The sequence below is a fragment of the Mitsuaria sp. MSU3D genome (assembly GCF_056867975.1).
This window is the reverse complement of sequence record NZ_CP200314.1, coordinates 5188910-5210168: the sequence shown is the minus strand read 5'-3', so window position 1 is coordinate 5210168 and position 21259 is coordinate 5188910. Positions and strand designations below refer to the sequence as shown.

Genomic DNA, 21259 nt, shown 5'->3' with positions numbered 1-21259 from the left:
CACCAAAAGCCGGTCAACAGACGGTGTAAATCTGAAGCCCAAACCTCCGATAAGGACGGGAAACTGCCATCGGAATCCGGACTCCACAAAGCGCCTCACCCGGCCAGACAGCCCGGCAACGCCCGGGCTTTTTTGCGCCTGGACGCGCGCGGCCCGCGTGTCGCATTTTCCTCACCTGGATGAGGATCGGCACGCCGCGATGAAGGCACACTCAGCAGACACCATGGCAGCAACCGCGCTCTTCACCTTCGGCTATGAGGGCCTGACCATCGAGGCGTTCATCGCGCGCTTGAAGCAGGCGCGCGTCCAACTGGTCGTGGACGTGCGTGAATTGCCGCTGTCGCGGAAGAAGGGGTTCTCCAAGACGGCGTTCCGCGAGGCGCTGGCCGCAGCAGACGTCGCCTACGAGCACCGCCCTGCATTGGGCTGCCCCAAGCCCGTTCGGAACCGCTACAAGGCCGACGGCGATTGGCAGGCGTACACGGATGGCTTTCATGCGCACCTGGCGCTTCAGACGGCCGTCATCGAAGACCTGGCCCTGACGACGTCGGCGCAGACAACCTGCCTCGTCTGCTTCGAGGCGGATTTCGGCTTCTGCCATCGCACCTACGTCGCGCGCGCGGCACACGAGGCGGGGGCGCCGTCGGTGCAGCATCTGACTGCCAAAACAGTGATTGCTGACGTGCCAACGCGTCTGGCAGCCTAGGCGGATACAGCACGCTGACGATCAGCCACTGCTTGGGAAAGCGGTGAATGGTGCTGGACGAACCACGGCCACATCTACCCGAGAGATCCCCCATCGGCGGGCCCACCGACACGCAAATTCGCTCATGCGGGTGCCGCCATTTGTGCGATTGCTCCGCGAACGGATTTCCCTAGAGTTCCTCACCTCTGCTCCAGCGCGACGGCCAGGTCAGCGCCTCGCTGGAGCTGGCTTCACGCCCGCCAAGAGGTCTTCGGATGGAACTGCTCAAAGAGAACTGGATCAGGCTCGCCTACGGCGCGGCCAGCATCGGCATCGTGTGGGCCGCGTATCACTTCCGCGTCGAAGTGCTGTCGGACAAGGACACCTTCGACCGCTTCAGCTACGTCGGCGGTGTCGCGACCTTCATCGGTCTGCTGATCACGGTGTCTGAAGTACTGCAAGCGATCAGCATCTCCAAGGGCATCCGCGCCGAGGCGCGGGCGCTGCTCGCCGAAGCGCGGAAGGTGGATCGCGCAGCGCTCCTGAGCGAGTGCCTGTTGTTGATCGATCGCATCAACGACGACCTCATCGACAACCGGAGGTCCACAGCCCTGCAATGCGTCCAGCAGGCTCGGCGGTCTTTCTTGCGGGCCGTGCCGCCTGGCCCTGAGACCGACGAGTTGTCCATCGGGCTTGTGGGACTTGAGGCGCATCTTCAGGACGCCATCCGATCCAACGATCGAGACGAACGTCTCTCCAAACGCGTTCTGACCGACATCCAGGAGCGTTCCCTGGATGTGAAACAAGCCCTTGAACAACTCATATCCGGAAGGAGCAAACCCCATGTTTCCTGAGAAGGTCCGACACTTTGTGTCCGAGCTCGTGCAGCGCACTGAAGCCGGAGAGCTCCCGTGGACGTACGACTATTTCGACGCTGTCTTCTGCACGGCAAAAAACTTCTCTGCGAGGCTGCTCTTCTCCCAGAACTCGCGGGAGTCTTGCACCCAATTCGTCCTGGTCTATCGCGACGCCGAAGACAACCTCTACGACTTCTGCGTCACAAGCCTTGCCAGTGACATCACCGATTACCACCTCGCGAAGCAGCTCTTCGACACGGCCCGCGCCAGCGGGATGGCGCTCCCGTTCTGACATCCCGAAAGATGGACACTGAGGCGACCCCTTCCAAGGAACAGAACGCCATGCGCCTGCTCATCCTCGGCGGCACCGTCTTCCTCGGTCGCCACGTCATCGACGCCGCGCTGGCGCGCGGTCACACGGTCTCGATGCTGAATCGCGGGCGGCACGGCCCGGGTCTGTTCCCCGAGGTCGAGCGCCTCATCGGCGATCGCGACGGCGACATGAGCGCGCTGCGCGGTCGCGAGTTCGATGCGGTCATCGACTGCACCGCCTTCAACCCCGCGCAGATCGAGCGCACCCTCGCCGCGCTCGACACAGGCGCGCCGCACATCGTCCTCGTGTCCTCGATCTCGGCGTACGGCGTGTTCCCGCCGCATCGCGTCTTCGACGAATCAACGCCGCTTGCTGAAGGCAACGAAGGCTACGGTCCGCTGAAGGCCCGTGCCGAGGAAGCACTCGCCCGCGCCCTGCCCGACCGCCACGCGATCGTGCGCCCGGGGTTGATCGTCGGCCCGCATGACCCGACCGGTCGATTCACCTATTGGCCGACGCGCGTCGCGCGCGGCGGCGAGGTGCTCGCGCCGGGGCGGCCCGAGCGGCCGGTGCAGGTCATCGATGTCCGCGACCTCGCCGCGTTCTGCGTGACGCTCGCGGAGTCACGGACCACCGGCGCGTTCAACGCGGTCGGCCCGCAGCTGGCGATGCAGACGCTGCTCGACGCTTGCCTGCAAGCCGCGCCGGGCAGCGATGCCCGCTTCCACTGGAAGCGGGACGCCATGCTGCTCGTGCTCGGCGTGGCGCCGTGGACCGGGCTGCCGCTGTGGCTGCCCGAAGAGGATCCGACCCACGGCGGCATGCTGCTGGGCGACGCATCCCGCGCCGTCGCCGCGGGTCTCATGACCCGCTCGATCCGGGACACCGCGGCGGACACGCTCGCCTGGGCGAGAGCGCCGCGCGAGCCGGGCTGGGATGCCAGCAAACTCGTCACGACGCTGGCGCCGGAGCGCGAGGCCGAGATCCTCGCCGGCCACTCCGCCACGAGCCGGCCGAGCGGCCCGGGCGGCGCCGGCCACATCACGTCAACCTGAACACCCCGATCGCCGTCGACAGACGCAGCGACTGGTCCTTGAGGCTCTCCGCCGCCGAGGCCGCTTCCTCGACCAGCGCCGCGTTCTGCTGCGTCATCTGATCCAGCTGACCCACCGCGGCGTTCACCTGGTTGATGCCGTCGCTCTGCTCCTGCGACGCCGCGCGGATCTCGGCAATGATGTCCGTCACCCGCTGCACGCTGGTCACGATGTCGTTCATCGTCGAACCCGCGTCGCTGACCAGCCGCGATCCGGATTCCACGCGGTCCACGCTCGTGGCGATCAGCGTCTTGATCTCCTTGGCCGCCTGCGCGCTGCGCTGCGCCAGCGAGCGCACCTCGCTCGCCACCACCGCGAAGCCCCGGCCCTGCTCGCCGGCCCGCGCCGCCTCGACCGCCGCGTTCAGCGCCAGGATGTTGGTCTGGAACGCAATGCCGTCGATCACGCCGATGATGTCGGCAATGCGCCGCGAGCTGTCGCTGATCTCGCCCATCGTCGCCACGACCTGACCCATCACCGCGCCGCCGCGCTGCGCCGTCTCCGCCGCCGATCCGGCCAGTTGATTGGCCGTCGTCGCCGCGTCCGCGGTCTGCCGCACCGTGCCCGTCAGCTGCGTCAGCGACGCCGCCGCCTGCTGCAGGTTGGACGCCGTCTGCTCCGTGCGCGCCGACAGGTCCATGTTGCCCGTGGCGATCTCCGCGCTCGCCGTGCTGATGCTGTCCGTCGATCCGCGCACCTCGCCGATCAGGCGGACCAGCGCGCCCTGCATCTCGCTCAGCGACCGCAGCAGCTGGCCCGTCTCGTCGCCGCCCGTCGTCTCGATGCGGCCCGTCAGGTCGAAGCGCGCGATGGCATCGGCCACCTCCGCCGCCTGGGCGAGCGGACGCGTGATCGATCGCGTCAGCCACACCGCCAGGGCCCCGCCCGCCACCAGCGCCACCAGCCCGAACACCACCAAGGCGGTCCGCGCCCGCGCGTTGGTCTCCGCCAGCGCCTTCAGCGCCGAGTCGAGCTGATCACGCTGCTGCTGCGCGATCACGCGGATGCTCTCCAGATACGCCGCCGCGGCCGGCTTGAACTGCTCGTCGAAGAGCTGCTTCGCCCGCGCCGGATCGCCTTGCTTCTTCGCCTCGGTGATCGTGTCGCGCACCTTGATGTAGGTCTTGCGCAGATCGATCACGCGGTCGAAGGCGGCGCGTTCCTCCGGCGAGTTCAGCAGCTTGTCCATCCGACCCTGCAGCTCCGTCGAGGACTTGGTCGACTCCGCCGCCTGCTCGGCGAAGAAGGTCGCCAGGGCCGGGTCCGCGCTCACGGCGATCGCCGTCGTGCGCGTCCCGCCGTTGAAGACGTTGCGGTACCAGTCGGAGGCCACCCGCTCGGTGACGATGGTCTCCTGGTACATGGACTCCGTCTGCGCCGCCACGCGGCTCAGACCCAGATATCCCATCGCCGATCCGATCAGCGCAATCACCAGCACCAGGGCCTGCACCAAGCCCAGTCGCCGGCCGATGGACCCGCGGACGTTCACGTTGGACGCCATGTTTTTTCTCCTCGGTCGCCGGCCCGAAGGGAGATCGGACCCCGCGCGGCACGATGTTGGCACCCCCACCGTACACCCATCTCAAGCCGCCGTTAAGAGGCGTCGGCCCTGTGGAAAGCTTGGCACAGGTGTGGGCGATGCTCAGATCCGGGGCGTCAATCGCACCTGAGGGAGGGGCTTGAGCGAGCCGACATCCAGCGTGCGCGGCTGACCCGAAAGCTTGCGCGGCGTCGCGGCGCCGATGCCGTCCAGGCCGGTGAGGAACCGCGCCGCCTCGGCCCGCATCGCCGACGAGCGCTGGTAACGCGTATCCGTGTCGAGCAGCACCAGCCAGTCCGCCACCGTCCCCGACCCGGTGCTCCTGCTCGTGCCTGTCGCCATCACCGACGCCATCACCGACGCCAACTCCACGGTCGCCGGCTGCATCACGCCGAGGAAGGTCGTCAGCCTGGCGCGCCGATGGCTGTCCCAGCCTGCCCCGCCCTCGGCGCCCGACGGGTGGAAACGCGCCACCAGGCGCCGAGCCGCCATGTCGCCCGCCTCCGCCAGCGCGGCGATCGTGCCGGCGGGCATCGCGAGGTTGAGCCCGCCCTCGTCGGCCTTCTGGCTGATCTGGACGATGCGGTCGCGGAAGCCCGGCGTGGGGAACAGGATCTCGTCGCGCCAGTTCTGCATCGTCGCGACGATGCTCCACAGGAAGCCGGCCAGGCCCGCCAGCGGCGCCTTCTCCCGCGCCTGCGGCGGGTGTTGCTCCCAGCCGTCGACCAGGTCCGGCTCCGGCCAGTAGCGCAGGCGGCCGCCGCGGTCGTCCTCGGGCAGGTAGATCCGCCCGCCCTCGTTGCCCGGATCCTCGGGTCGGATCACGTGGTCCGGATGCGGGCGCTTCAGGTTGACCGCGAAGGTTGGATGGCGCGGCAGCATCGCGTCGAACAGGTGCAGCGGCAGGTTGCTGCCGATGCCGCCGTCCGAGAACCAGATGCGCGTCGCCCGCAGTCTCAGGCCGCGGCGCTCCTCGGCCGTCACCGCGGCGCGGACCGCGGCCTGCGTGCGCTGGTTGGCCGTGCGCGACCAGTCCACGGCGTACAGCGGTACCGCCGACAGCAGCAGCGGAAAGCTGAGGCTCATCCGGATCGCCACCACCACCGGCAGATCGCCATGCCGGGGCAGCGGGCGCAGCTCGCGGCCCTGGGCGCTCTCGATCACCGGACCGTCATGGCCATTGCCGAACGGGGCCGCCAACGCCGCCATCACCGCGGGCGGGAACAGCCGCGACCACTCCGCCGGGTCGTAATAGAACATCGGCGTCCCGGGCCGGAACGGGATGCTGTAGACCATCTGCTGGCTGACCGCGCTGGTGATCACCTCGAGGTTGATGCGCCGCGTCGCCGGGTCCGGTCCCCACAGCTCGCCGAAGCTCAACGGCGGGCCATCGACGCTCTTGCCGGCGAGCTCGTTGAAATAGACGTGGAGCCAGTCGGTGAGCGCGGCTGGTCCCTCGTGGCCCGGCTGGGTCTGGCCGCTGCACAGGCCATAGCCGTTGTCCTTGAGCCCGCGGAGCAAGCCTCGGGTGAAGAGCAGCAGCACGGTCCCGGCAACGGCTGCCGCCACGAGTGCCACGATCACCGCCAGCCCCGCGACCGCGAGCAGCTTCTGCCAGGGCCCGGTCCCTGCGTCCGGCATGAGCAGCCCGGCATAGGGCACGAGCAAGGCGGCGCCAATGCCGGCGATCGCCAGTGCCGCGAGGCCGTGCATCGCGACCATCCCGCCGAGGACCGACGCCACCGCCGCGCCCACCGGCTTGCCGAGCGCCCGCGTCAGCACATCGAAGTGGCGGCGCAGCGCGGGGACCGGCTGGAAGAGCGTGAACAGCCGGCTGCGAGCGGGGCCACGTCTTGCCCCCGGGAGTTCGGCGCCGAGTTCCTCCGGCAGCCGGGCCAGCCGCTCGAAAGCGCCGGCATGGCCGCGCTGACGGCCGAATTCCGCCGCGGCGCTCGCCCCGGCCGCGATCGCGCCGGCCGAGGTGCCGCCGATGTTCTTGAACCGGTATCGATCGGAGAGCCCGGCCACCAGCCGCGGATAGATGACGCCGCTGGTGACACCGCCCTTCATGACAAGGTCGCAATGACTGACCCCGTCCGCCTCCGGCCCCGCCTCTGACTGCCGCATGTCGTCGCTTCCCACGTCGCCCTCCATGACGCCTGATTCTCAGGGTCCGGACGACGAGCGCTGTCAGGATCCTTCGGACTCGGCCTCGCGCACCCTGCCGTCGCGGAGCATCACGCGGTGGTCGCCGAAGCGCGCCAGATCCTCGGGGTCGTGCGTGATCATCAGCATCGGCACGCCGACGCGCTCGAGCAGCGTATCGAGCTCCGTCCGCATGCGGCCGCGCAAGGCCGGATCCAGCGCGGAGAACGGCTCGTCGAGCAGCAGCGCGCGCGGCTCGTTCACCAGCGCGCGCGCCAGCGCGGTGCGCTGACGCTGTCCTCCGGACAACTGGTGCGGTCGCTGCTGCGCGACGCGTTCCAGCTCGAAGGCCTGGATCCAGCGGTCGACCGCCTCGCCGCCCTCGTGGCGTGACGGGTTCCGCCAACCGCGCTTCAGGGCGAAGGCGATGTTCTGCCGCACCGTCAGCCGCGGGAACAGCGCGTAGTCCTGGAACAGATAGCCCAGCCGCCGCTCGCGGGCCGGCACGTCGATGCGCGATGCGCTGTCGAAGACCGGATGACCGTCGATGTGGATCGTGCCGGCGTCGGGCTTCAACAGGCCCGCGATCGCCTGCAGCGTCAGGCTCTTGCCGGCGCCCGAGGGCCCGTAGATCACCGTCCGCCGCGCGTCGGTGCGGAAGGCGACATCGAGCTCGAAGCGACGCCCGCCGCCCTCGACGTGCTTGCGGATGCGCACCTCGAAGCTCATGCACCGCTCCTCGGTCCGGCCAGCCGGCCGGCGGCCAGCAGCACCACGACGCAGGTCAGCGACACGATCAGCACCAGCAGGTTGGCGGTGTCGTCCTGCCCGGCCTGCACCGCCTCGTAGACCGCGACCGACAGCGTCTGCGTCTTGCCCGGGATGCTGCCCGCGACCATCAGCGTCGCGCCGAACTCGCCCAGCGCGCGGGCGAAGGCCAGCAGCACGCCGGCCAGCACGCCGCGCCACCCCATCGGCAGCGTCACGCGGAAGAACAGCGCCCATTCATTGAGCCCCAGCACCCGGCCGGCGCGCTCCAGCTGCGGATCGACGCCCTCGAACGCGGCACGCGCGGACTTCATGACCAGCGGGAAGGCGACGATCGTTGCCGCGATCACCGCGCCCTGCCAGGTGAAGATCAGGTTGATGCCGAAGGTCTCCCACAGCCACGCGCCCAGCCAGCCGCGCTTGCCGATGACCACGAGCAGGTAGTAGCCGAGCACCGTCGGCGGCAGCACCATCGGGAGCGTCAGCACGGCGTCGAGCAGCTCCCGGCCCGGAAAGCGCAGACGCGCGAGCGCGAAGCCGGCGACCACCCCGAGCACCAGATTGAGCGCGGTCGCCCAGCCGGCGACCTTCAGCGACAAGGCGAGCGCGATCCAGGCAGGTTCCACGGGGGTGCCGCTCCTCAGCCGGATATCAACGGCCGTTCAGGGCTTCTGGAAGCCATGTCTGGCCAGCACCGCCTGACCGGCGGCCGAGGCGACGAAGTCCAGGAACTGCCTGCCGCCCTGGGCATTCGTGCCGCCGTTGGTGACGGCGATCGGATAGGAGATCGGCGTCTCGGTCGGCACGCTGAACAGGATGCGGACCTTGTCCTTCAGCACGAGGGCGTCGGTCGCGTAGACGAAGCCGGCCTCGGTCTCGCCGCGCGACACGTAGTCCAGCGCCTGGCGCACGTTCTGCGCGTAGACCGCCTTCGGCTCGACGGCCGTCCACAGCTTGGCCTTCTCCAGCGCGCCCTTGGCATAACGGCCGGCAGGCACGCCTTCCGGCTTGCCGAGGGCGATGCGCTTCACGCCCGGCTGCTGCAGATCGGCGAGCGTCTTCAGCGCGACACCGTTCTCGGCCGGCGTGATGACGACCAGCGCGTTGCTGACGAAGTTGCGCCGCGTGCCGTCGACCAGCAGCTTCTGCTGCTGGGCCTTGTCCATCGTCTCCTGGTCGGCCGACGCGAAGACGTCGACCGGCGCGCCCTTGGTGATCTGTGCGAGCAGCGCGTCCGACGCGGCGAAGTTGAACTGGACCTTGGTGCCCGGATGCGCAGCCTCGAAAGCCGGGGCCAGTTCCTTGAACGCGTTGGTCAGGCTGGCGGCGGCGGAGACGGTCACGTCCGCTGCTTGCGCGAGGCTGGCGGCCATCAGCGCGAGGCCCAGCACGGCGGCTCGGCGAGCGATCTGGACGGGAAGAATCGAGCGCATGGCGAGTCCCTCGAAGGGCGGACACGGAGGAGGCTCGCAATATATCCCAGGATATTGCGCCTCAGGCGGCTAGGAGCTTCATCAGCTGCTTGATCTCGCCTTTGCAGGCTGCCAGTGCGGTCTCCTCGATCTGCCGATAGAGCGAGATCAGCGCCCGACCGGACTCGGTGAGCGCGCTCCCGCCGCCTTTGGCGCCACCGGCGGCGGTGGCAACGGCGGGTTCCTTGAGCGCGCGGTTGGTCTCATCGATCAGCAGCCACGCGCGGCGATAGGACATGTCCAGCGACTTCGCCGCCGCGGTGATGGAGCCGGTGTCGTCGAGCGCTTCCAGCAACGCGATCTTGCCCGGCCCGATGGCGATGACTTCGCCGATGGTGACGCGCATGCGGAACTTGAGCGCTGGCTTCAGCGCCGGTTTGGGCGTGGACGGAGCGGGAGTCGAGCGGGCAACCATGTCGCGCATTACACCCGAAGCCGCGCCCGGAGCGCGCGCTCAGTCCGCCAACTTCCAGCAGCCTCGTCCGGCCGCCTTCGCGGCATAGAGCGCGTTGTCGGCGCGGCCCAGCAGGGCCACGTCGCCCTCGGCGCCGCCGTCATGGCAGGCGATGCCGATGCTGGTCGACAGCTGCAGGTCCTGCCCCTGCAAGGTCAGCGGCGCCTTCACCACCGCGAGCACCTTCTCCGCGACGAGCGCCGCCTCCTGAGGGGCATGCAGGTTCTCGATGATCAGGACGAACTCGTCGCCAGCCAGGCGGCAGAGCTGGTCGGTCTCGCGGATCGCGCCGCGCACGCGGTCGGCGAAGGCCCTCAGCACCACGTCCCCCGCCGCATGCCCCATCGAATCGTTCACCTGCTTGAAGTGGTCCAGGTCCAGGAACATCAGCGCCATCGTGCGCTCGTTCCGACGCGTGCGGGCGATGGCGTCGGCGAGGCGGGACTCGAACTGGCGCCGGTTCGGCAACCCGGTCAACGGGTCCACGCGGCTGAGCTGGTCCAGTTCCCGCTCCACCTGCTTGAAGGGCGTGATGTCGGTCGCCAGCGTGTACACGCCCGCGACGCTGCCGTCGGGACGCAGGTCGGGCACGTACTCGGCGAGCATGTCGCGCACCACGCCGTTGGATTCGGAGCGCGTCTCGAAACGCTGCCGCGCACCGGCCAGCGCCGCCTTCAGGAAGGGTTGCCGCTGCGCATGCAGCACCGGCCCGATGACCTCGGCCAGCGGCCGGTCCAGCGCGGCCTCCGGCTCCATGCCCATCCAGGTCCGGAAGGTCGCGTTGAGGAAACGCAGGCGCTCCTCCGCGTCGATGTAGGAGATCAGCACCGGGAGGTTGTCCGCGATCGTGCGCAGCCGGCGCTCGCTGGCCTCCTGTCGCAGCATCGCATCGTGCAGCTCCAGCGTGCGCGCCTCGACGCGCAGCTCCAGCGACGCGTTCAGCTCCGCCAGCGAGCGGTCCTGCGCCACCTGCCGTTCCGCCAGCTCGTTCAGCGCGTGCGACAGCACCGCCGCCTCGCGGTAGCCGCCGACAGTGGGGAGCGCGTCCTCGCTCAGGTGACGGCGCTGCGCGATCGCCTTGGCCAGCTGGTGCAGCGGCCGGCTCATGCGCCGCGCCAGCCACCAGCTCAGCGGCACGGCCATCGCCAGCAGCAGCAACGCGCTGAGCATGATCTGGCGCCGCAACCCGTAGTAGTCCGCCAGCGCCACCGCCACCGGCTGCCTCACCAGCACCGTCCAGCCCAGGCCGGGATAAAGGCCGTAACCCTGGCTGGGCACGCTGACGGCGAAGTAGTCGACCCCGTCGGCCTCGTGGTGCCGCAGGCCCTGGCCGTGCTCGGTGCCGATCGGCATCGGCTTGCCCTCTCGGTCCGACGGCCCCAGGATCACCACGCCATCCTTGCCGAGCACCAGTGCATCGGCCTGGTGGGAGGCCATCGTCGCGTCGATCAGCTCGCTCTTGATCTGCCGCGCCCAGCCCCAGCTCAGGTGAACGCCGAACACGCCCTGCAGCTGGCCGCGGCTGTCGAGCAACGGGATCGCGAAGTCGACGAAGCGCCACGGCTCGTTCTGGCGCGGCAGCAGCTTCTCCAGCAGCAGGGCCGCATGCACGTCGCCGACGAAAGGCTGGCCGCCCTTCGCCCCCTGCCACCATGGACGCTTGGAAACGTCGACACCGTCCAGCAGCCCCCCGGCGGCCGCCAGCACCTTGCCCTGCCCGTCGGTCACGCCCAGCCACGCGAAGTGGTCGAAGCCCACCTGCACCTGATCCAGCGCGCGGCGCATCGCCTCGGGATCGTCGAATCGTCGGAAGGGCTCCAGCTGGGCCAGCACCCGGACTTCCTTGAACTGCTGCGCCATGCCGCGATCCAGCGCGTCGCGGAAGTCGACCGCGACCTGCCGCAGCGACTCGACCGCGCGGCGCTCGGCATGGGCGCGGGCGAAGTTCTCGATCAGCACCGCGGAGGTCAGCAGCGCCACCGCCACCGCCGCCAGCACCATGGCGGTCAGCCAGCGGCCCAGCGAGGCGCGCGAGCCGCGCGGGGGGACGAAGCCGTCGGCGTTCACGCCGCCGGAACCGGGGGACCGCCAGGGGCTGGCGGGGAGGTCAGGACCTGCGTGTTCTGATGCATTGCGACAGTTGTAGCGAGAGCCGGGCCGACCCGCAACGCGGGATAGTGCCACTGCACCAGCGGCGGGCAAAGACCGACCCTGTCCGGGCACCGTCGCGGGGCGGGCTTTGCAGGCGCACCAAAAGCGATCAAGCTGGAGGCGTTGCCCGCCCGTCCGCCGGACCGGGGTGGGCACGAGGCTTGCAACCTGCCCTTCCCGACCGCCAACCGGAGGCGGTCCGTCCCCTGGAGACCTCATGCATGCGCTGACCCTTCCGGCCGCTGGCCACTATGACGAGATGCTGCTGCAAAGCGGCGCGATCCGGCCCAGTTACCAGGACTTCGCGGACTGGCTGCACGCGCAGACGCCCGACGCCCTCGCCAAGAAGCGGGCCGAGGCCGACCTGCTGTTCCACAAGGTCGGCATCACCTTCGCCGTCTACGGGGACGAGGCCGGCGCCGAGCGCCTGATCCCCTTCGACACCGTCCCGCGCATCGTGCCCGCCGACGACTGGCGGATGCTGGAGCGCGGTCTGCGCCAGCGCGTCACCGCGCTCAACCGCTTCCTGTGGGACATCTACCACGACCATGAGATCGTGAAGGCCGGCCTGATCCCGGCCGAGCAGGTCTTCGCCAACGCGCAGTACCAGCCGGCGATGCAGGGGCTGGACCTGCCGCTGGGCGTCTACGCCCACATCACCGGGGTGGACCTGATCCGGCACTCCGATGGCGGTTATTACGTGCTGGAGGACAACCTGCGGGTGCCTTCCGGCGTCAGCTACATGCTGGAGAACCGCAAGATGATGATGCGGCTCTTCCCGGAGCTGTTCGCGAAGTATCCGATCGCGCCGGTCGCGCACTACCCGGCGCTGCTGCTGAACACGCTGCGCCAGGCCAGCCTGGCGGACAACCCGACCGTCGTCGTGATGACGCCGGGGCCGTTCAATTCCGCCTACTTCGAGCATGCCTTCCTCGCGCAGCAGATGGGCGTGGAGCTGGTGGAGGGCCAGGACCTGTTCGTCAAGGACGGCTTCGTGTTCATGCGGACCACCGTCGGCCCCAAGCGCGTCGACGTGATCTACCGCCGCATCGACGACGCCTTCCTCGACCCGCTGGCCTTCCGGTCGGATTCGATGCTGGGCGTGCCGGGACTGCTGTCGGTCTACAAGCAGGGCCACGTGGTGCTGGCCAACGCGGTCGGCACCGGCGTGGCGGACGACAAGTCCATCTACCCGTACGTGCCGGACATGGTCCGCTTCTACCTCGGCGAGGAACCCATCCTGCACAACGTGCCGACCTGGCAGTGCCGCAAGCCGCAGGACCTGGACCACGTGCTCGCCAACATGGCCGAGCTGGTGGTGAAGGAGGTGCACGGCGCCGGCGGTTACGGGATGCTGGTCGGACCGGCCTCGACCGCCGCCGAGGTCGCGGCCTTCAAGGAACGCGTCAAGGCCGACCCCTCGAACTACATCGCGCAGCCGACGCTGTGCCTCTCGAGCTGCCCGACCTTCGTCGAGCGCGGCATCGCGCCGCGTCACATCGACCTGCGGCCCTTCGTGCTCTCGGGGCGCGAGGTCAACATGGTCGCCGGCGGCCTGACGCGCGTGGCGCTGAAGGCAGGCTCGCTGGTCGTCAATTCGTCCCAGGGTGGCGGCACCAAGGACACCTGGATCCTGGAGAACTAATGATGAAGCCCCCACGCTCACTTCGTTCGCTGCCCCCCGAGGGGGCGCACGCCCCCCTTGGGTCGGCCCGGCGGGAGGCTTGAATGCTCAGCCGTACCGCCGCACAGCTCTACTGGATGAGCCGCTACATGGAGCGCGCCGAGAACCTGGTGCGCATGCTCGACGTCACGCATTCGCTCTCGCTGCTGCCGCAATCGCGCGGCGCGGCAACGGAACTCGCCGCGCCGCTCGCCGTGACCGGCACGCTCGAGGCCTATCAGGCGCGGCACCCGCAGTTGAGCGCCGCGCAGCTCTTCCGCTTCATGGGGATCGACCTGGAGAACCCGGCCTCGGTGCTGTCCTGCATCCGGCAGGCGCGCGAGAACGCGCACGCGGTGCGCGGCCAGATCACCGCCGAGATGTGGGAAGCCATCAACACCAGCTGGCTGGAAGCCCGCGAGCTCGCACGCAAGGGCGTGGCCGAGCCTTCGTCGTTCTTCGACTGGGTGAAGGAGCGCTCCCACCTGTTCCGCGGCGCGACCTACGGCACGCTGCAGCGCAACGACGCGTACTGCTTCATCCGGCTGGGCACCTTCGTCGAGCGCGCGGACAACACCGCGCGGCTGCTGGACGTGAAGTCGCAGCTGATCGCGCCGGCCGTGGACACGCTGGCGCCGGTCGACGCGCCGAGCGAAAGCGCGCCCGACTTCTACGCCTGGAACGCGCTGCTGCGCTCGCTGTCGGCCTTCGAGGCGTACCACGCCGCCTATCGCGACAGCTTGAACGGCCGCCGCGTGACCGAGCTGCTGATCCTGCGTCCGGACGTGCCGCGCTCGCTGCGCGCCTGCTGCGACGAGATCCGCGCGGTGCTGCCGCAGATCGAAGCGCGCGAGGGCGCCGAGGACGCGGGCCGCAATGTCAAGCAGAGCGCCGGCCGGCTCGCGCTGCGGCTGGAGTATGGTGCGGTGGATGAGATCCTCGACCAGGGGCTGCACCCCTGGTTGACGGGCTTCCTGCAGGATTCGGCACGGCTGGGCCGCGACATCCAGCAGGCCTACTTCGAGGCGCAGTGACGGCAGGCGGGCGACCGCCCGGCCGCACGACCCCTTCGATCCTCCGGATCCGAGGGCCCCACCGCACAGAAAGAGCGCCATGCATCTGCACATCTCGCACGAGACCGTCTACGCCTATGACTCACCCGTGGCGCGCAGCACGCAGTACCTGCGGCTGACGCCGCGCCCGACGCGCGGTCTGCGCGTGCTGCACTGGCAGCTGGAACTGCCGTCGCCCGCCAGCGCCTGCAAGGACGCCTTCGGCAACACCATGCACGTGCTGAGCCTGGACGGGCCGCGGCGCGACATCGTGCTGCGCGCGATCGGCGAGGTCGACACCGATGACGCGCCGCCCACGCCGGACCCCGAGGAAGAGCTGCCCTCCCCGCTGTTCCTGCGCGACAGCGCGCTGACGCGGGCGGACGAGCAGTTGCGGCAGTTCGCCGGCGGCTTCGCGGACGCGGCGAAGGCCGACGCGCACGGCGCGCTGCTGGCGTTGATGGCGGCCATCGGCGAGCGCATGCCTTACGTGCGAGGCTATACCGATGCCGCGACGCCCGCGGCGGAGGCCTTCGAGACGGGTCACGGCGTCTGCCAGGACCATGCGCAGGTCTTTGTCTGCTGCGCGCGGCTGCTGGGGCTGCCGGCGCGTTACGTGTCGGGTTACCTCGCGACGGATTTCGAGCATGTGGCGAGCCACGCCTGGGCGGAGGTGCGCCTGCCCGCGGCCGACGCCACCGCCCCCGCGCACGGCATGGCCGGAGGCTGGCTGGGCTACGACATCAGCAACCAGTGCCTGGCGGACGGGCGCTACGTGAAGCTGGCGACCGGCGCGGACTACCTGGACGCCTGCCCGGTGCGCGGTGTGCGCACGGGGGGCGGACTGGAGACGATGCGGGCGGAAGTGCACGTGAAGCCCGGCACGACCGACCAGCAATGAGCATGCACCACGACGGCGCGCCGCCAGCCTGATGCGCTAACCTTCCGCCCATGACTTACTGTGTTGCCATGCGGCTGCGTGCCGGCCTGCTGTTCGCGTCGGATTCGCGGACGAATGCGGGCGTGGATCACATCGCCACGTTCCGCAAGATGAATCTGTTCGAGCAGCCCGGCGAGCGCCTCGTCACGCTGCTCACGGCCGGCAATCTGGCGACCACGCAGAGCGTGGTGAGCCTGCTGCGCCAGCGCGCCTCGGCCGACGGCCGGCACCTGATGAACCTGACGTCGATGTACGACGTCGCGGAGCTGGTGGGCAAGACGCTGAAGGAAGTCGTCGCGCGCGACAGCGACGGCGTCGGCCAGCTGAACCAGGGCGTGGACTTCGGCGCCAATTTCATCGTCGGCGGGCAGATCCGGGGCGAAGCGCCGCGCGTCTTCCACGTCTATCCGCAAGGCAACTTCATCGAGGCGACGGAGGACACGCCCTACGTGCAGATCGGCGAGTCCAAGTACGGCAAGCCGATCATCGACCGCGTCATCGACTTCGACAGCTCGCTGGCCGAGGCCACGAAGTGCGCGCTGATCTCGTTCGACTCGACGATCCGCAGCAACCTGTCCGTGGGGCTGCCGATCGACATGCTGCTCTACAAGACCGACAGCTTCGCGCCGGCCGAACCGCATCGGATCACCAAGGACGATCCCTACTTCAAGACGATCAGCCAGGGATGGGGCGGCGGCTTGAAGCGGGTGTTCGAGCAGCTGCCGGACGAAGACTGGTTCGCGTGAGCGGACCGGGCCGCTGCTGGCGGCTCAAGAGCGAGAGGCTGTCGACGCCGCCTTGCAGCGGATCGCGAAGTCCACGTGGTAATGCTCGTCATGGCGCACCCACGGCTTGCTTCTCATGAAGCTGAGGTGCTTCTCCAGCCACGGGCCTCGTTTCGTGGCGAAGAGCTTCGGCAGATAGGCACGGTCGAAGATCACCTGCACGATGCCCGTGCCCTCCGCTTTCGCGGCGGCATCGAGCTGGTAGAGATGCTCCGCCATTGCCTCGAAGTCGATGCGGTACTCGCCGTGTCTCGCCTCTTTGTCGAACTCGATGTCGTAGCCGAAGCGCTGCGTGACGGGCGTGGGCAGCGGCACTGACCGGTCCTTGCCGTCCCTGACGGGGACGAAGAAGTCCACCGAGGTGCCGTTCTGATGGGTGCGATGCGGCTTGAAGCGCCCACCGTCGGCGAGGCCGGTTTCGCCATAGACGAAAACGGTGCCCGGGAGCGCGGTCTCCAAGGTCCGGTAGCTGCGCTCGACGATGCGTGCCACCGACGAGTGCACGTAGGTTCGGCCCGCACCGGCGGCGATCGTGCTGTACGCCGAGAAGTTCGGACCGCTCAACGGGAGGCGGACGCTGTCGGCGATGTGCCCGTTGGCCACGGTGCCGAAACAACGGCTTTCGGCGGCGGCTCCGATCGACGGGAGGAAAGCGATCGCCACCGAGACGCCAAGGAGCCACGGCGTCGGTCGCCGCAGTGCTGTCGTGCGATTCAAGGCGCGGACGGTCCGGATGTGGCCGCGCCACCCTCGGCCGCCGGCGGGACCGGCTTCGCGAGCTGCGCGTTGATCTCTTCGAGGATCCGTTCCAGCGAGTCCTCGCCGTAGCCGCGGTGCATCGCGGCGATGCGGCCGTCGCGGTCGATGATGAACAGATGCGGCAGCGCGTTCACGCCGTAGGCCCGCTGCGCAGACTTGTCGGCGTCGTTGACGAGCTGGAGCTTGAAGTCCTTCATGATGCCGGCCACGCGGCGGAAGACTTTCTTGTCCTCGGTGTTCACCGCGATCACCCGCAGACGCTCCTTGGCGACGCCCTGCAGGCTTTCGAGCTGAGGCAGCTCCTTGAGGCAGTACGGGCACCAGGTCGCCCAGAAGGTGACGACGACGATCTGCCCGCGATGCTTGGCGAGGTTCAGCTCGTCCCCGTCCAAGGTGCGGCCGAGCCGTTCAGGCGCGAGGTCGCCGCGCTTCAGGCCTTCGGCATGCACAGTCCCTGCGATCAAGGCGCACGCGGCCAGCAAGGTTCCCGCCAGACGGCGCGCTCCGACCTCGAATCTCATGGGTGACTCCCTGTCACGGCTCGCGGTCGATACGCCGCGTGCGTGGGGAGTGATGCTAACGCGGCGGCTTGCAGTCGCAGACCTCGCTGCCGTTGTCGAAGACGACCCGCCAGCGGCCGTCGGCGTCGAGCCGCCATGTGGAGGCGAAACGCGCGACCAGCTTGTCCTTCACATGCACCGGTCCGGTGGAGTACCCGAGCTTGCCGTCGGGCAGCACTTCGACGAGATCGGGCGCCCAGGAGAACGGCGCTTCTGCGCCGTCGAAGAAGCGCTTCCAGTGCGCCAGCACGGCGGCCCGGCCGCGCAGCGGCTGCTTCCCGTCGATGAAGACGGCGTCCTCGGCGATGAACTCGGCGAAGGCCTTGAAGTCCCGCTTCGCCATCGTGGCCGCAAAGGCGACTTCGGCGGCGCGCACAGGATTGCTGTCGCCGACGCTGGCTTTGGCGGAAGACGCCTCAGCCGTCGAGGAGGTCATGGCGGTCGCACTCAACGCACCGGACGTCAGCGCAAGCGAGGATCGAAGGATCAAGCGGCGGTCGGGCATGGCAGGGCTCCTCGGAGTTCGAGGCGAAGTCTAGGCACGAACCGATCTTCAGCAGGAAGTCAGCTGACGCGCCGTGCCCTTCTTCCAAGGAACGCGGTAGACGCCAGCGCTCGCGGTGCGCGCATGCAGGACGATGAGCGGCCACCAATCGACCAACCGGGAGGCCATCGGCCAGAACGTCTGGGACGCCCATTGGTTGTCGAGCACATAGGCGATCAAACCGTTTCGTCGTATCGCCTTGCGCTCTTCACCCGCCCGCTTGTTCAGCTGATCGCGCGTGATCACGACCCAGCAAGATCCCTGCACTCCGAGTCCATCCATCCATGCCGTGTCGGCCATGTGCGCAGGAAACACTTCCTGCAGATGCACGACCCGCTCCGCGAGATGCTTCTCCTCGGACAGAACCGCCATCGCGCGAGCAATGGTCTCCGAAAGGTTGTTGTCGAACATCACCTTCATGCGGCGACCCTTTGCTCGAACTCGACGGCCGCCATGACTTCCTGAGGTGTCGCACGCCAGAGCCTCGAGACGAAGTCCAAGGCGCCCTTCTCTGCCATGTAGGACTGGTGGACGGTGATGGTCGGAACGCCGGTACGCTCGATGATGGGATGCCCGAACTGGCGGGACGGATCAATCACGATCAGTCGCTTCCTCGGCAACGGAAACCATCGCAAAGGCTGACCGTTGCCGTCGAAGTCGATCTGATCTTTCAAGGCCGGCCTGACGATCCGATCGAAAACGTACTGACGCCGCCGAACATCCACCAGCCGTCGATCCTGCGCGGAGGCGCCGACCACATCCATGAAGATGCGCTTTCCATCTGTCAGGAAGCGCTTGGACTGCAATGGGTATGGACCCAGGTCTTCCCGGGCCACTTCAATCGTCGCGCGGACCGCCTGCAAGGACACGCCTTGCCGGATCAGCTGCGTGACCATCCGCAGTTCCATCAGGTCCTTGAAACCCAGCACGTAGTCGCCGCCGATCTCTTCATCGTCGGCGTACTGGAGAAGCCACAAGGGCTGGGTGATCGACGTCCCTGAGGCCGTCCGGCGCGAATAGCCTTTCAGCCATCGGCGCACGTTGCGCACATCGGCGCCGACCAATTGGGCAGCGCGAGGAATGCGGTAAAGACCGGTACCGACAAGCGAATGACGTTGACTCATGACGAAGCAGTTTAGGAACGCCTCGTGAGTCCGGCATCGAGCCGGCGGGGGATGTTGCCGCTGGGACACGCCCCATCGGGCGCCCCCCTTCAGTGGGTACTCAATCGTCGAGTGATTTCAGGAACTGCTTCAACTCCGGCGTCCTCGGCGAGCCGAACACATCGGCGGGTGTGCCGATCTCGTGCACCCGGCCTTGATGCATGAAGATCACCCGGTCCGCGACCTTGCGCGCGAAGTTCATCTCGTGCGTGACCATCAGCAGCGTCATGCCCTCGTCGGCCAGCGACTCGACGACGCGCAGCACCTCGCCGACCAGCTCCGGATCGAGCGCCGACGTGATCTCGTCGCACAGCAGCACCTGCGGCTCCATGGCCAGCGCCCGCGCGATGGCCACGCGCTGCTGTTGGCCGCCGGACAGCTGGTCCGGCATCGCGTCGAATTTCTCCGCCAGGCCCACGCGCGCCAGCAGCGCGCGTGCCTGCTCGGCGGCGTCCTTCTCGGAACGCCGCTTCACCAGCGTCGGCGCCAGCATCACGTTGCGCCCGACGCTCAGGTGCGGGAACAGGTTGAAGCTCTGGAAGATCATCCCGACCTGCTGCCGCAGCGCGCGCATCGCCATCGCGCTGTCGTGCAGCAGCGGTTTGTCGGCCACGCGCAGCGAGCCGTCCTGGAACTGCTCCAGCCCGTTGATGCAACGCAGCAGCGTGCTCTTGCCCGAGCCGCTCTTGCCGATCAGCGCGATCACCTCGCCGCGCATCACGTCCAGGTCGATGCCCTTCAGCACCTCGTTCGTCCCGTACGACTTGCGCAGCGCGGTGATGCGCACGATCGGCACGCCCGGGGCGGGCATCGTCGTCGGTGCAGTCTCGCCGTCGATGGCGTTGTCGACGGCCCCGTCCATGGCGTGGTCGATCACGTGATCGATCGTCTTGTCAGGCAGTGCGGCCATGCTGCTTCCTTTCGAGGTGTTGGGCGGCCAGGCTCACGGGGAAGCACAGCACGAAATAGAACAGCGCCACGCAGCCGAAGACCAGGAAGGGCTTGAAGCTCGCGTTGGCGATCATCCCGCCGGCCTTGGTCAGTTCCACGAAGCCGATCACCGACGCCAACGCGGTCCCCTTGATGACCTGCACCAGGAATCCGACCGTCGGCGCGATCGCCAGGCGCGCGGCCTGCGGCAGGATCACGTGGCGCAGCTGCTCGCCGAAGCTCATCGCCAGGCTCCGCGCGGCCTCCCACTGGCCGCGCGGCACGGCCTCGACACAACCGCGCCAGATCTCGACCAGGTAGGCGCTCGTGTAGAGCGTCAGCGCCAGCGAGGCCGCCGTCCAGGCCGAGACTTCGATGCCCAGCAACGAGACGCCGAAGTAGGCGAGGAACAGCTGCATCAGCAGCGGCGTGCCCTGGAAGACCGCGACGTAGGCGCCGATCACGCGCTGCGTCTTGGCCCCCAAGCCGATGCGCAGGCACAGCAGCGTCGCGCCGACCAGGCCGCCGCCGATGAAGGCGATCAGCGACAGCGCCACCGTCCAGCGCAAGGCGAGCGCCAGGTTGCGAAGAATGTCCCAGAGGGTGAACTCAATCATGGGCGCCTCCCGTTCCGGTGCCGGCACCTGCCAGCCGTCGCCACAGCGGCGGCTTCGGGGCGACCGGCGTGCCGCCGAACAGCCACTTCGGCCCCGCCCAGAGCAGGAAGCGCCGCGTGATCATCGACAGCGCCAGATAGATGGCCAACGCGACGAAGGTCGCTTCGAACGCGCGGAAGTTGCGGCTGTGGATCAGGTTGGCGGCGTAGCTCAGCTCCTCGGTGGAGATCTGTCCGCACACCGCCGTGCCGAGCATCACGATGACGATCTGGCTGGTCATCGCCGGCCACACGCGCTTGAAGGCCGGCGGCAGGATCACGCGCGTGAAGACCTGCGTCGGACCGAGGGCCAGGCTTTGCGCCGCCTCCCACTGACCCTTGGGCGCGGCCTGGATGCCGGCGCGCAGGATCTCGGTGCCATAGGCGCCGAGGTTCAGCGTCATCGCGATGAGCGAGGCGGCCTCGGGCGACAGCTTCACGCCGAGCGCCGGCAGGCCGAAGAACACGAAGAACAGCTGCACGATGAAGGGCGTGTTGCGCAGCAGCTCGACATAGACGCCGACGCCGCGCCGCAGCGCCGTCGACCCGCAGGCGCGGGCCCACGCGCCCAGCGTCGCGATCAGCAGGCCCAGCGGCACGGCGATCACCGTGAGGCCCACGGTCCATGCGAGGCCACGCAGCAGCAGCGGCCATTCGGCAAGGACGGCACCGAAGTCGAACTCGATCATGGGCGGCTCCCGAAGTGCCTGCTATGCGCAATCAATGCCG

General features: G+C 68.6%; 23 protein-coding genes. 8 read left to right on the top strand and 15 right to left on the bottom strand.

Annotation, left to right across the window (positions count from 1 at the left end; all coding sequences use genetic code 11):
* The first annotated feature begins 223 nt into the window (after nt 1-223).
* The 4 genes from AC1VNM_RS22905 to AC1VNM_RS22890 all read left to right on the top strand — a co-directional run bounded on the left by AC1VNM_RS22905 (nt 224) and on the right by AC1VNM_RS22890 (nt 2910).
* Nucleotides 224-706, top strand: a complete 483-nt coding sequence (locus tag AC1VNM_RS22905; RefSeq protein WP_483108419.1) for a DUF488 domain-containing protein — start codon at nt 224-226, stop codon at nt 704-706.
* Nucleotides 707-960: 254 nt separating this feature from the next.
* Entirely contained in the window at nt 961-1539 is a 579-nt protein-coding gene (locus tag AC1VNM_RS22900) for a hypothetical protein (protein ID WP_483108418.1), read from the top strand.
* Nucleotides 1529-1834 (top strand): hypothetical protein, encoded by a 306-nt coding sequence (locus AC1VNM_RS22895; RefSeq protein ID WP_431101054.1) that lies wholly within the window; start codon nt 1529-1531, stop codon nt 1832-1834. The genes AC1VNM_RS22900 and AC1VNM_RS22895 overlap by 11 nt, the downstream gene beginning before the upstream one ends.
* Nucleotides 1835-1884: 50 nt before the next feature.
* Nucleotides 1885-2910 carry an NAD-dependent epimerase/dehydratase family protein gene (locus AC1VNM_RS22890; RefSeq protein WP_483108417.1) on the top strand — a complete coding sequence of 342 codons (1026 nt, stop codon included), beginning with the start codon at nt 1885-1887 and terminating at the stop codon, nt 2908-2910.
* Here the strand turns inward: AC1VNM_RS22890 and AC1VNM_RS22885 are convergent.
* The 7 genes from AC1VNM_RS22885 to AC1VNM_RS22855 all read right to left on the bottom strand — a co-directional run bounded on the left by AC1VNM_RS22885 (nt 2897) and on the right by AC1VNM_RS22855 (nt 11395).
* The gene (locus AC1VNM_RS22885) at nt 2897-4450 is read right to left on the bottom strand and encodes a methyl-accepting chemotaxis protein (RefSeq protein ID WP_483108416.1); all 1554 of its coding nucleotides are present in this window, start codon (nt 4448-4450) and stop codon (nt 2897-2899) included. The two genes, AC1VNM_RS22890 and AC1VNM_RS22885, sit on opposite strands and share 14 nt — an antisense overlap.
* Nucleotides 4451-4591: 141 nt before the next feature.
* Entirely contained in the window at nt 4592-6559 is a 1968-nt protein-coding gene (locus tag AC1VNM_RS22880; protein ID WP_483108415.1) for a hypothetical protein, read from the bottom strand.
* Nucleotides 6560-6679: 120 nt separating this feature from the next.
* On the bottom strand, nt 6680-7363 hold the full coding sequence (locus AC1VNM_RS22875) for a sulfate/molybdate ABC transporter ATP-binding protein (protein WP_377158643.1): 684 nt from the start codon (nt 7361-7363) through the stop codon (nt 6680-6682).
* Nucleotides 7360-8028: a molybdate ABC transporter permease subunit gene (gene modB / locus AC1VNM_RS22870; RefSeq protein WP_483108414.1), complete on the bottom strand. Its 669-nt coding sequence runs from the start codon at nt 8026-8028 to the stop codon at nt 7360-7362. The genes AC1VNM_RS22875 and modB overlap by 4 nt, the downstream gene beginning before the upstream one ends.
* Nucleotides 8029-8064: 36 nt before the next feature.
* Nucleotides 8065-8835, bottom strand: coding sequence for a molybdate ABC transporter substrate-binding protein (modA, locus tag AC1VNM_RS22865; protein WP_483108413.1), 771 nt, complete (start codon nt 8833-8835; stop codon nt 8065-8067).
* Between the two features lie 61 nt (nt 8836-8896).
* Complete coding sequence (locus tag AC1VNM_RS22860) at nt 8897-9220, bottom strand: winged helix-turn-helix domain-containing protein (RefSeq protein ID WP_483108412.1); 324 nt, start codon at nt 9218-9220, stop codon at nt 8897-8899.
* Nucleotides 9221-9328: 108 nt separating this feature from the next.
* Entirely contained in the window at nt 9329-11395 is a 2067-nt protein-coding gene (locus tag AC1VNM_RS22855; RefSeq protein ID WP_377158651.1) for a diguanylate cyclase domain-containing protein, read from the bottom strand.
* A 301-nt stretch (nt 11396-11696) separates the two neighbouring features.
* Here AC1VNM_RS22855 and AC1VNM_RS22850 point away from each other — a divergent pair, with 301 nt between their 5' ends.
* The 4 genes from AC1VNM_RS22850 to AC1VNM_RS22835 all read left to right on the top strand — a co-directional run bounded on the left by AC1VNM_RS22850 (nt 11697) and on the right by AC1VNM_RS22835 (nt 15880).
* The gene (locus AC1VNM_RS22850; RefSeq protein WP_377158653.1) at nt 11697-13124 is read left to right on the top strand and encodes a circularly permuted type 2 ATP-grasp protein; all 1428 of its coding nucleotides are present in this window, start codon (nt 11697-11699) and stop codon (nt 13122-13124) included.
* Nucleotides 13125-13207: 83 nt separating this feature from the next.
* A complete protein-coding gene (locus tag AC1VNM_RS22845; protein WP_377158654.1) occupies nt 13208-14176 on the top strand; it encodes an alpha-E domain-containing protein in 969 nt (322 codons plus the stop codon).
* 79 nt (nt 14177-14255) lie between these two features.
* On the top strand, nt 14256-15095 hold the full coding sequence (locus tag AC1VNM_RS22840) for a transglutaminase family protein (RefSeq protein ID WP_483108411.1): 840 nt from the start codon (nt 14256-14258) through the stop codon (nt 15093-15095).
* A 50-nt stretch (nt 15096-15145) separates the two neighbouring features.
* On the top strand, nt 15146-15880 hold the full coding sequence (locus tag AC1VNM_RS22835; protein WP_377158657.1) for a proteasome-type protease: 735 nt from the start codon (nt 15146-15148) through the stop codon (nt 15878-15880).
* 24 nt (nt 15881-15904) lie between these two features.
* On the opposite strand, the gene AC1VNM_RS22830 is transcribed toward AC1VNM_RS22835, so the two are convergent.
* From AC1VNM_RS22830 to AC1VNM_RS22795, 8 genes are all read right to left on the bottom strand, one after another.
* Nucleotides 15905-16636 carry a penicillin-insensitive murein endopeptidase gene (locus AC1VNM_RS22830; RefSeq protein WP_483108410.1) on the bottom strand — a complete coding sequence of 244 codons (732 nt, stop codon included), beginning with the start codon at nt 16634-16636 and terminating at the stop codon, nt 15905-15907.
* Entirely contained in the window at nt 16633-17199 is a 567-nt protein-coding gene (locus tag AC1VNM_RS22825; protein WP_377158659.1) for a TlpA family protein disulfide reductase, read from the bottom strand. Before AC1VNM_RS22825 ends, AC1VNM_RS22830 begins: the two co-directional genes overlap by 4 nt.
* Nucleotides 17200-17254: 55 nt before the next feature.
* Nucleotides 17255-17674 (bottom strand): YybH family protein, encoded by a 420-nt coding sequence (locus tag AC1VNM_RS22820; protein WP_483108409.1) that lies wholly within the window; start codon nt 17672-17674, stop codon nt 17255-17257.
* Between the two features lie 117 nt (nt 17675-17791).
* Nucleotides 17792-18202, bottom strand: a complete 411-nt coding sequence (locus AC1VNM_RS22815; protein ID WP_377158662.1) for a PIN-like domain-containing protein — start codon at nt 18200-18202, stop codon at nt 17792-17794.
* The gene (locus AC1VNM_RS22810; RefSeq protein WP_377158663.1) at nt 18199-18906 is read right to left on the bottom strand and encodes a DUF433 domain-containing protein; all 708 of its coding nucleotides are present in this window, start codon (nt 18904-18906) and stop codon (nt 18199-18201) included. Before AC1VNM_RS22810 ends, AC1VNM_RS22815 begins: the two co-directional genes overlap by 4 nt.
* 100 nt (nt 18907-19006) lie before the next feature.
* Nucleotides 19007-19756, bottom strand: a complete 750-nt coding sequence (locus tag AC1VNM_RS22805) for an amino acid ABC transporter ATP-binding protein (RefSeq protein WP_377161652.1) — start codon at nt 19754-19756, stop codon at nt 19007-19009.
* 82 nt (nt 19757-19838) lie between these two features.
* Entirely contained in the window at nt 19839-20492 is a 654-nt protein-coding gene (locus AC1VNM_RS22800) for an amino acid ABC transporter permease (protein WP_377158664.1), read from the bottom strand.
* Nucleotides 20485-21219 carry an amino acid ABC transporter permease gene (locus AC1VNM_RS22795; protein WP_483108408.1) on the bottom strand — a complete coding sequence of 245 codons (735 nt, stop codon included), beginning with the start codon at nt 21217-21219 and terminating at the stop codon, nt 20485-20487. Before AC1VNM_RS22795 ends, AC1VNM_RS22800 begins: the two co-directional genes overlap by 8 nt.
* Between the last annotated feature and the right edge of the window lie 40 nt (nt 21220-21259).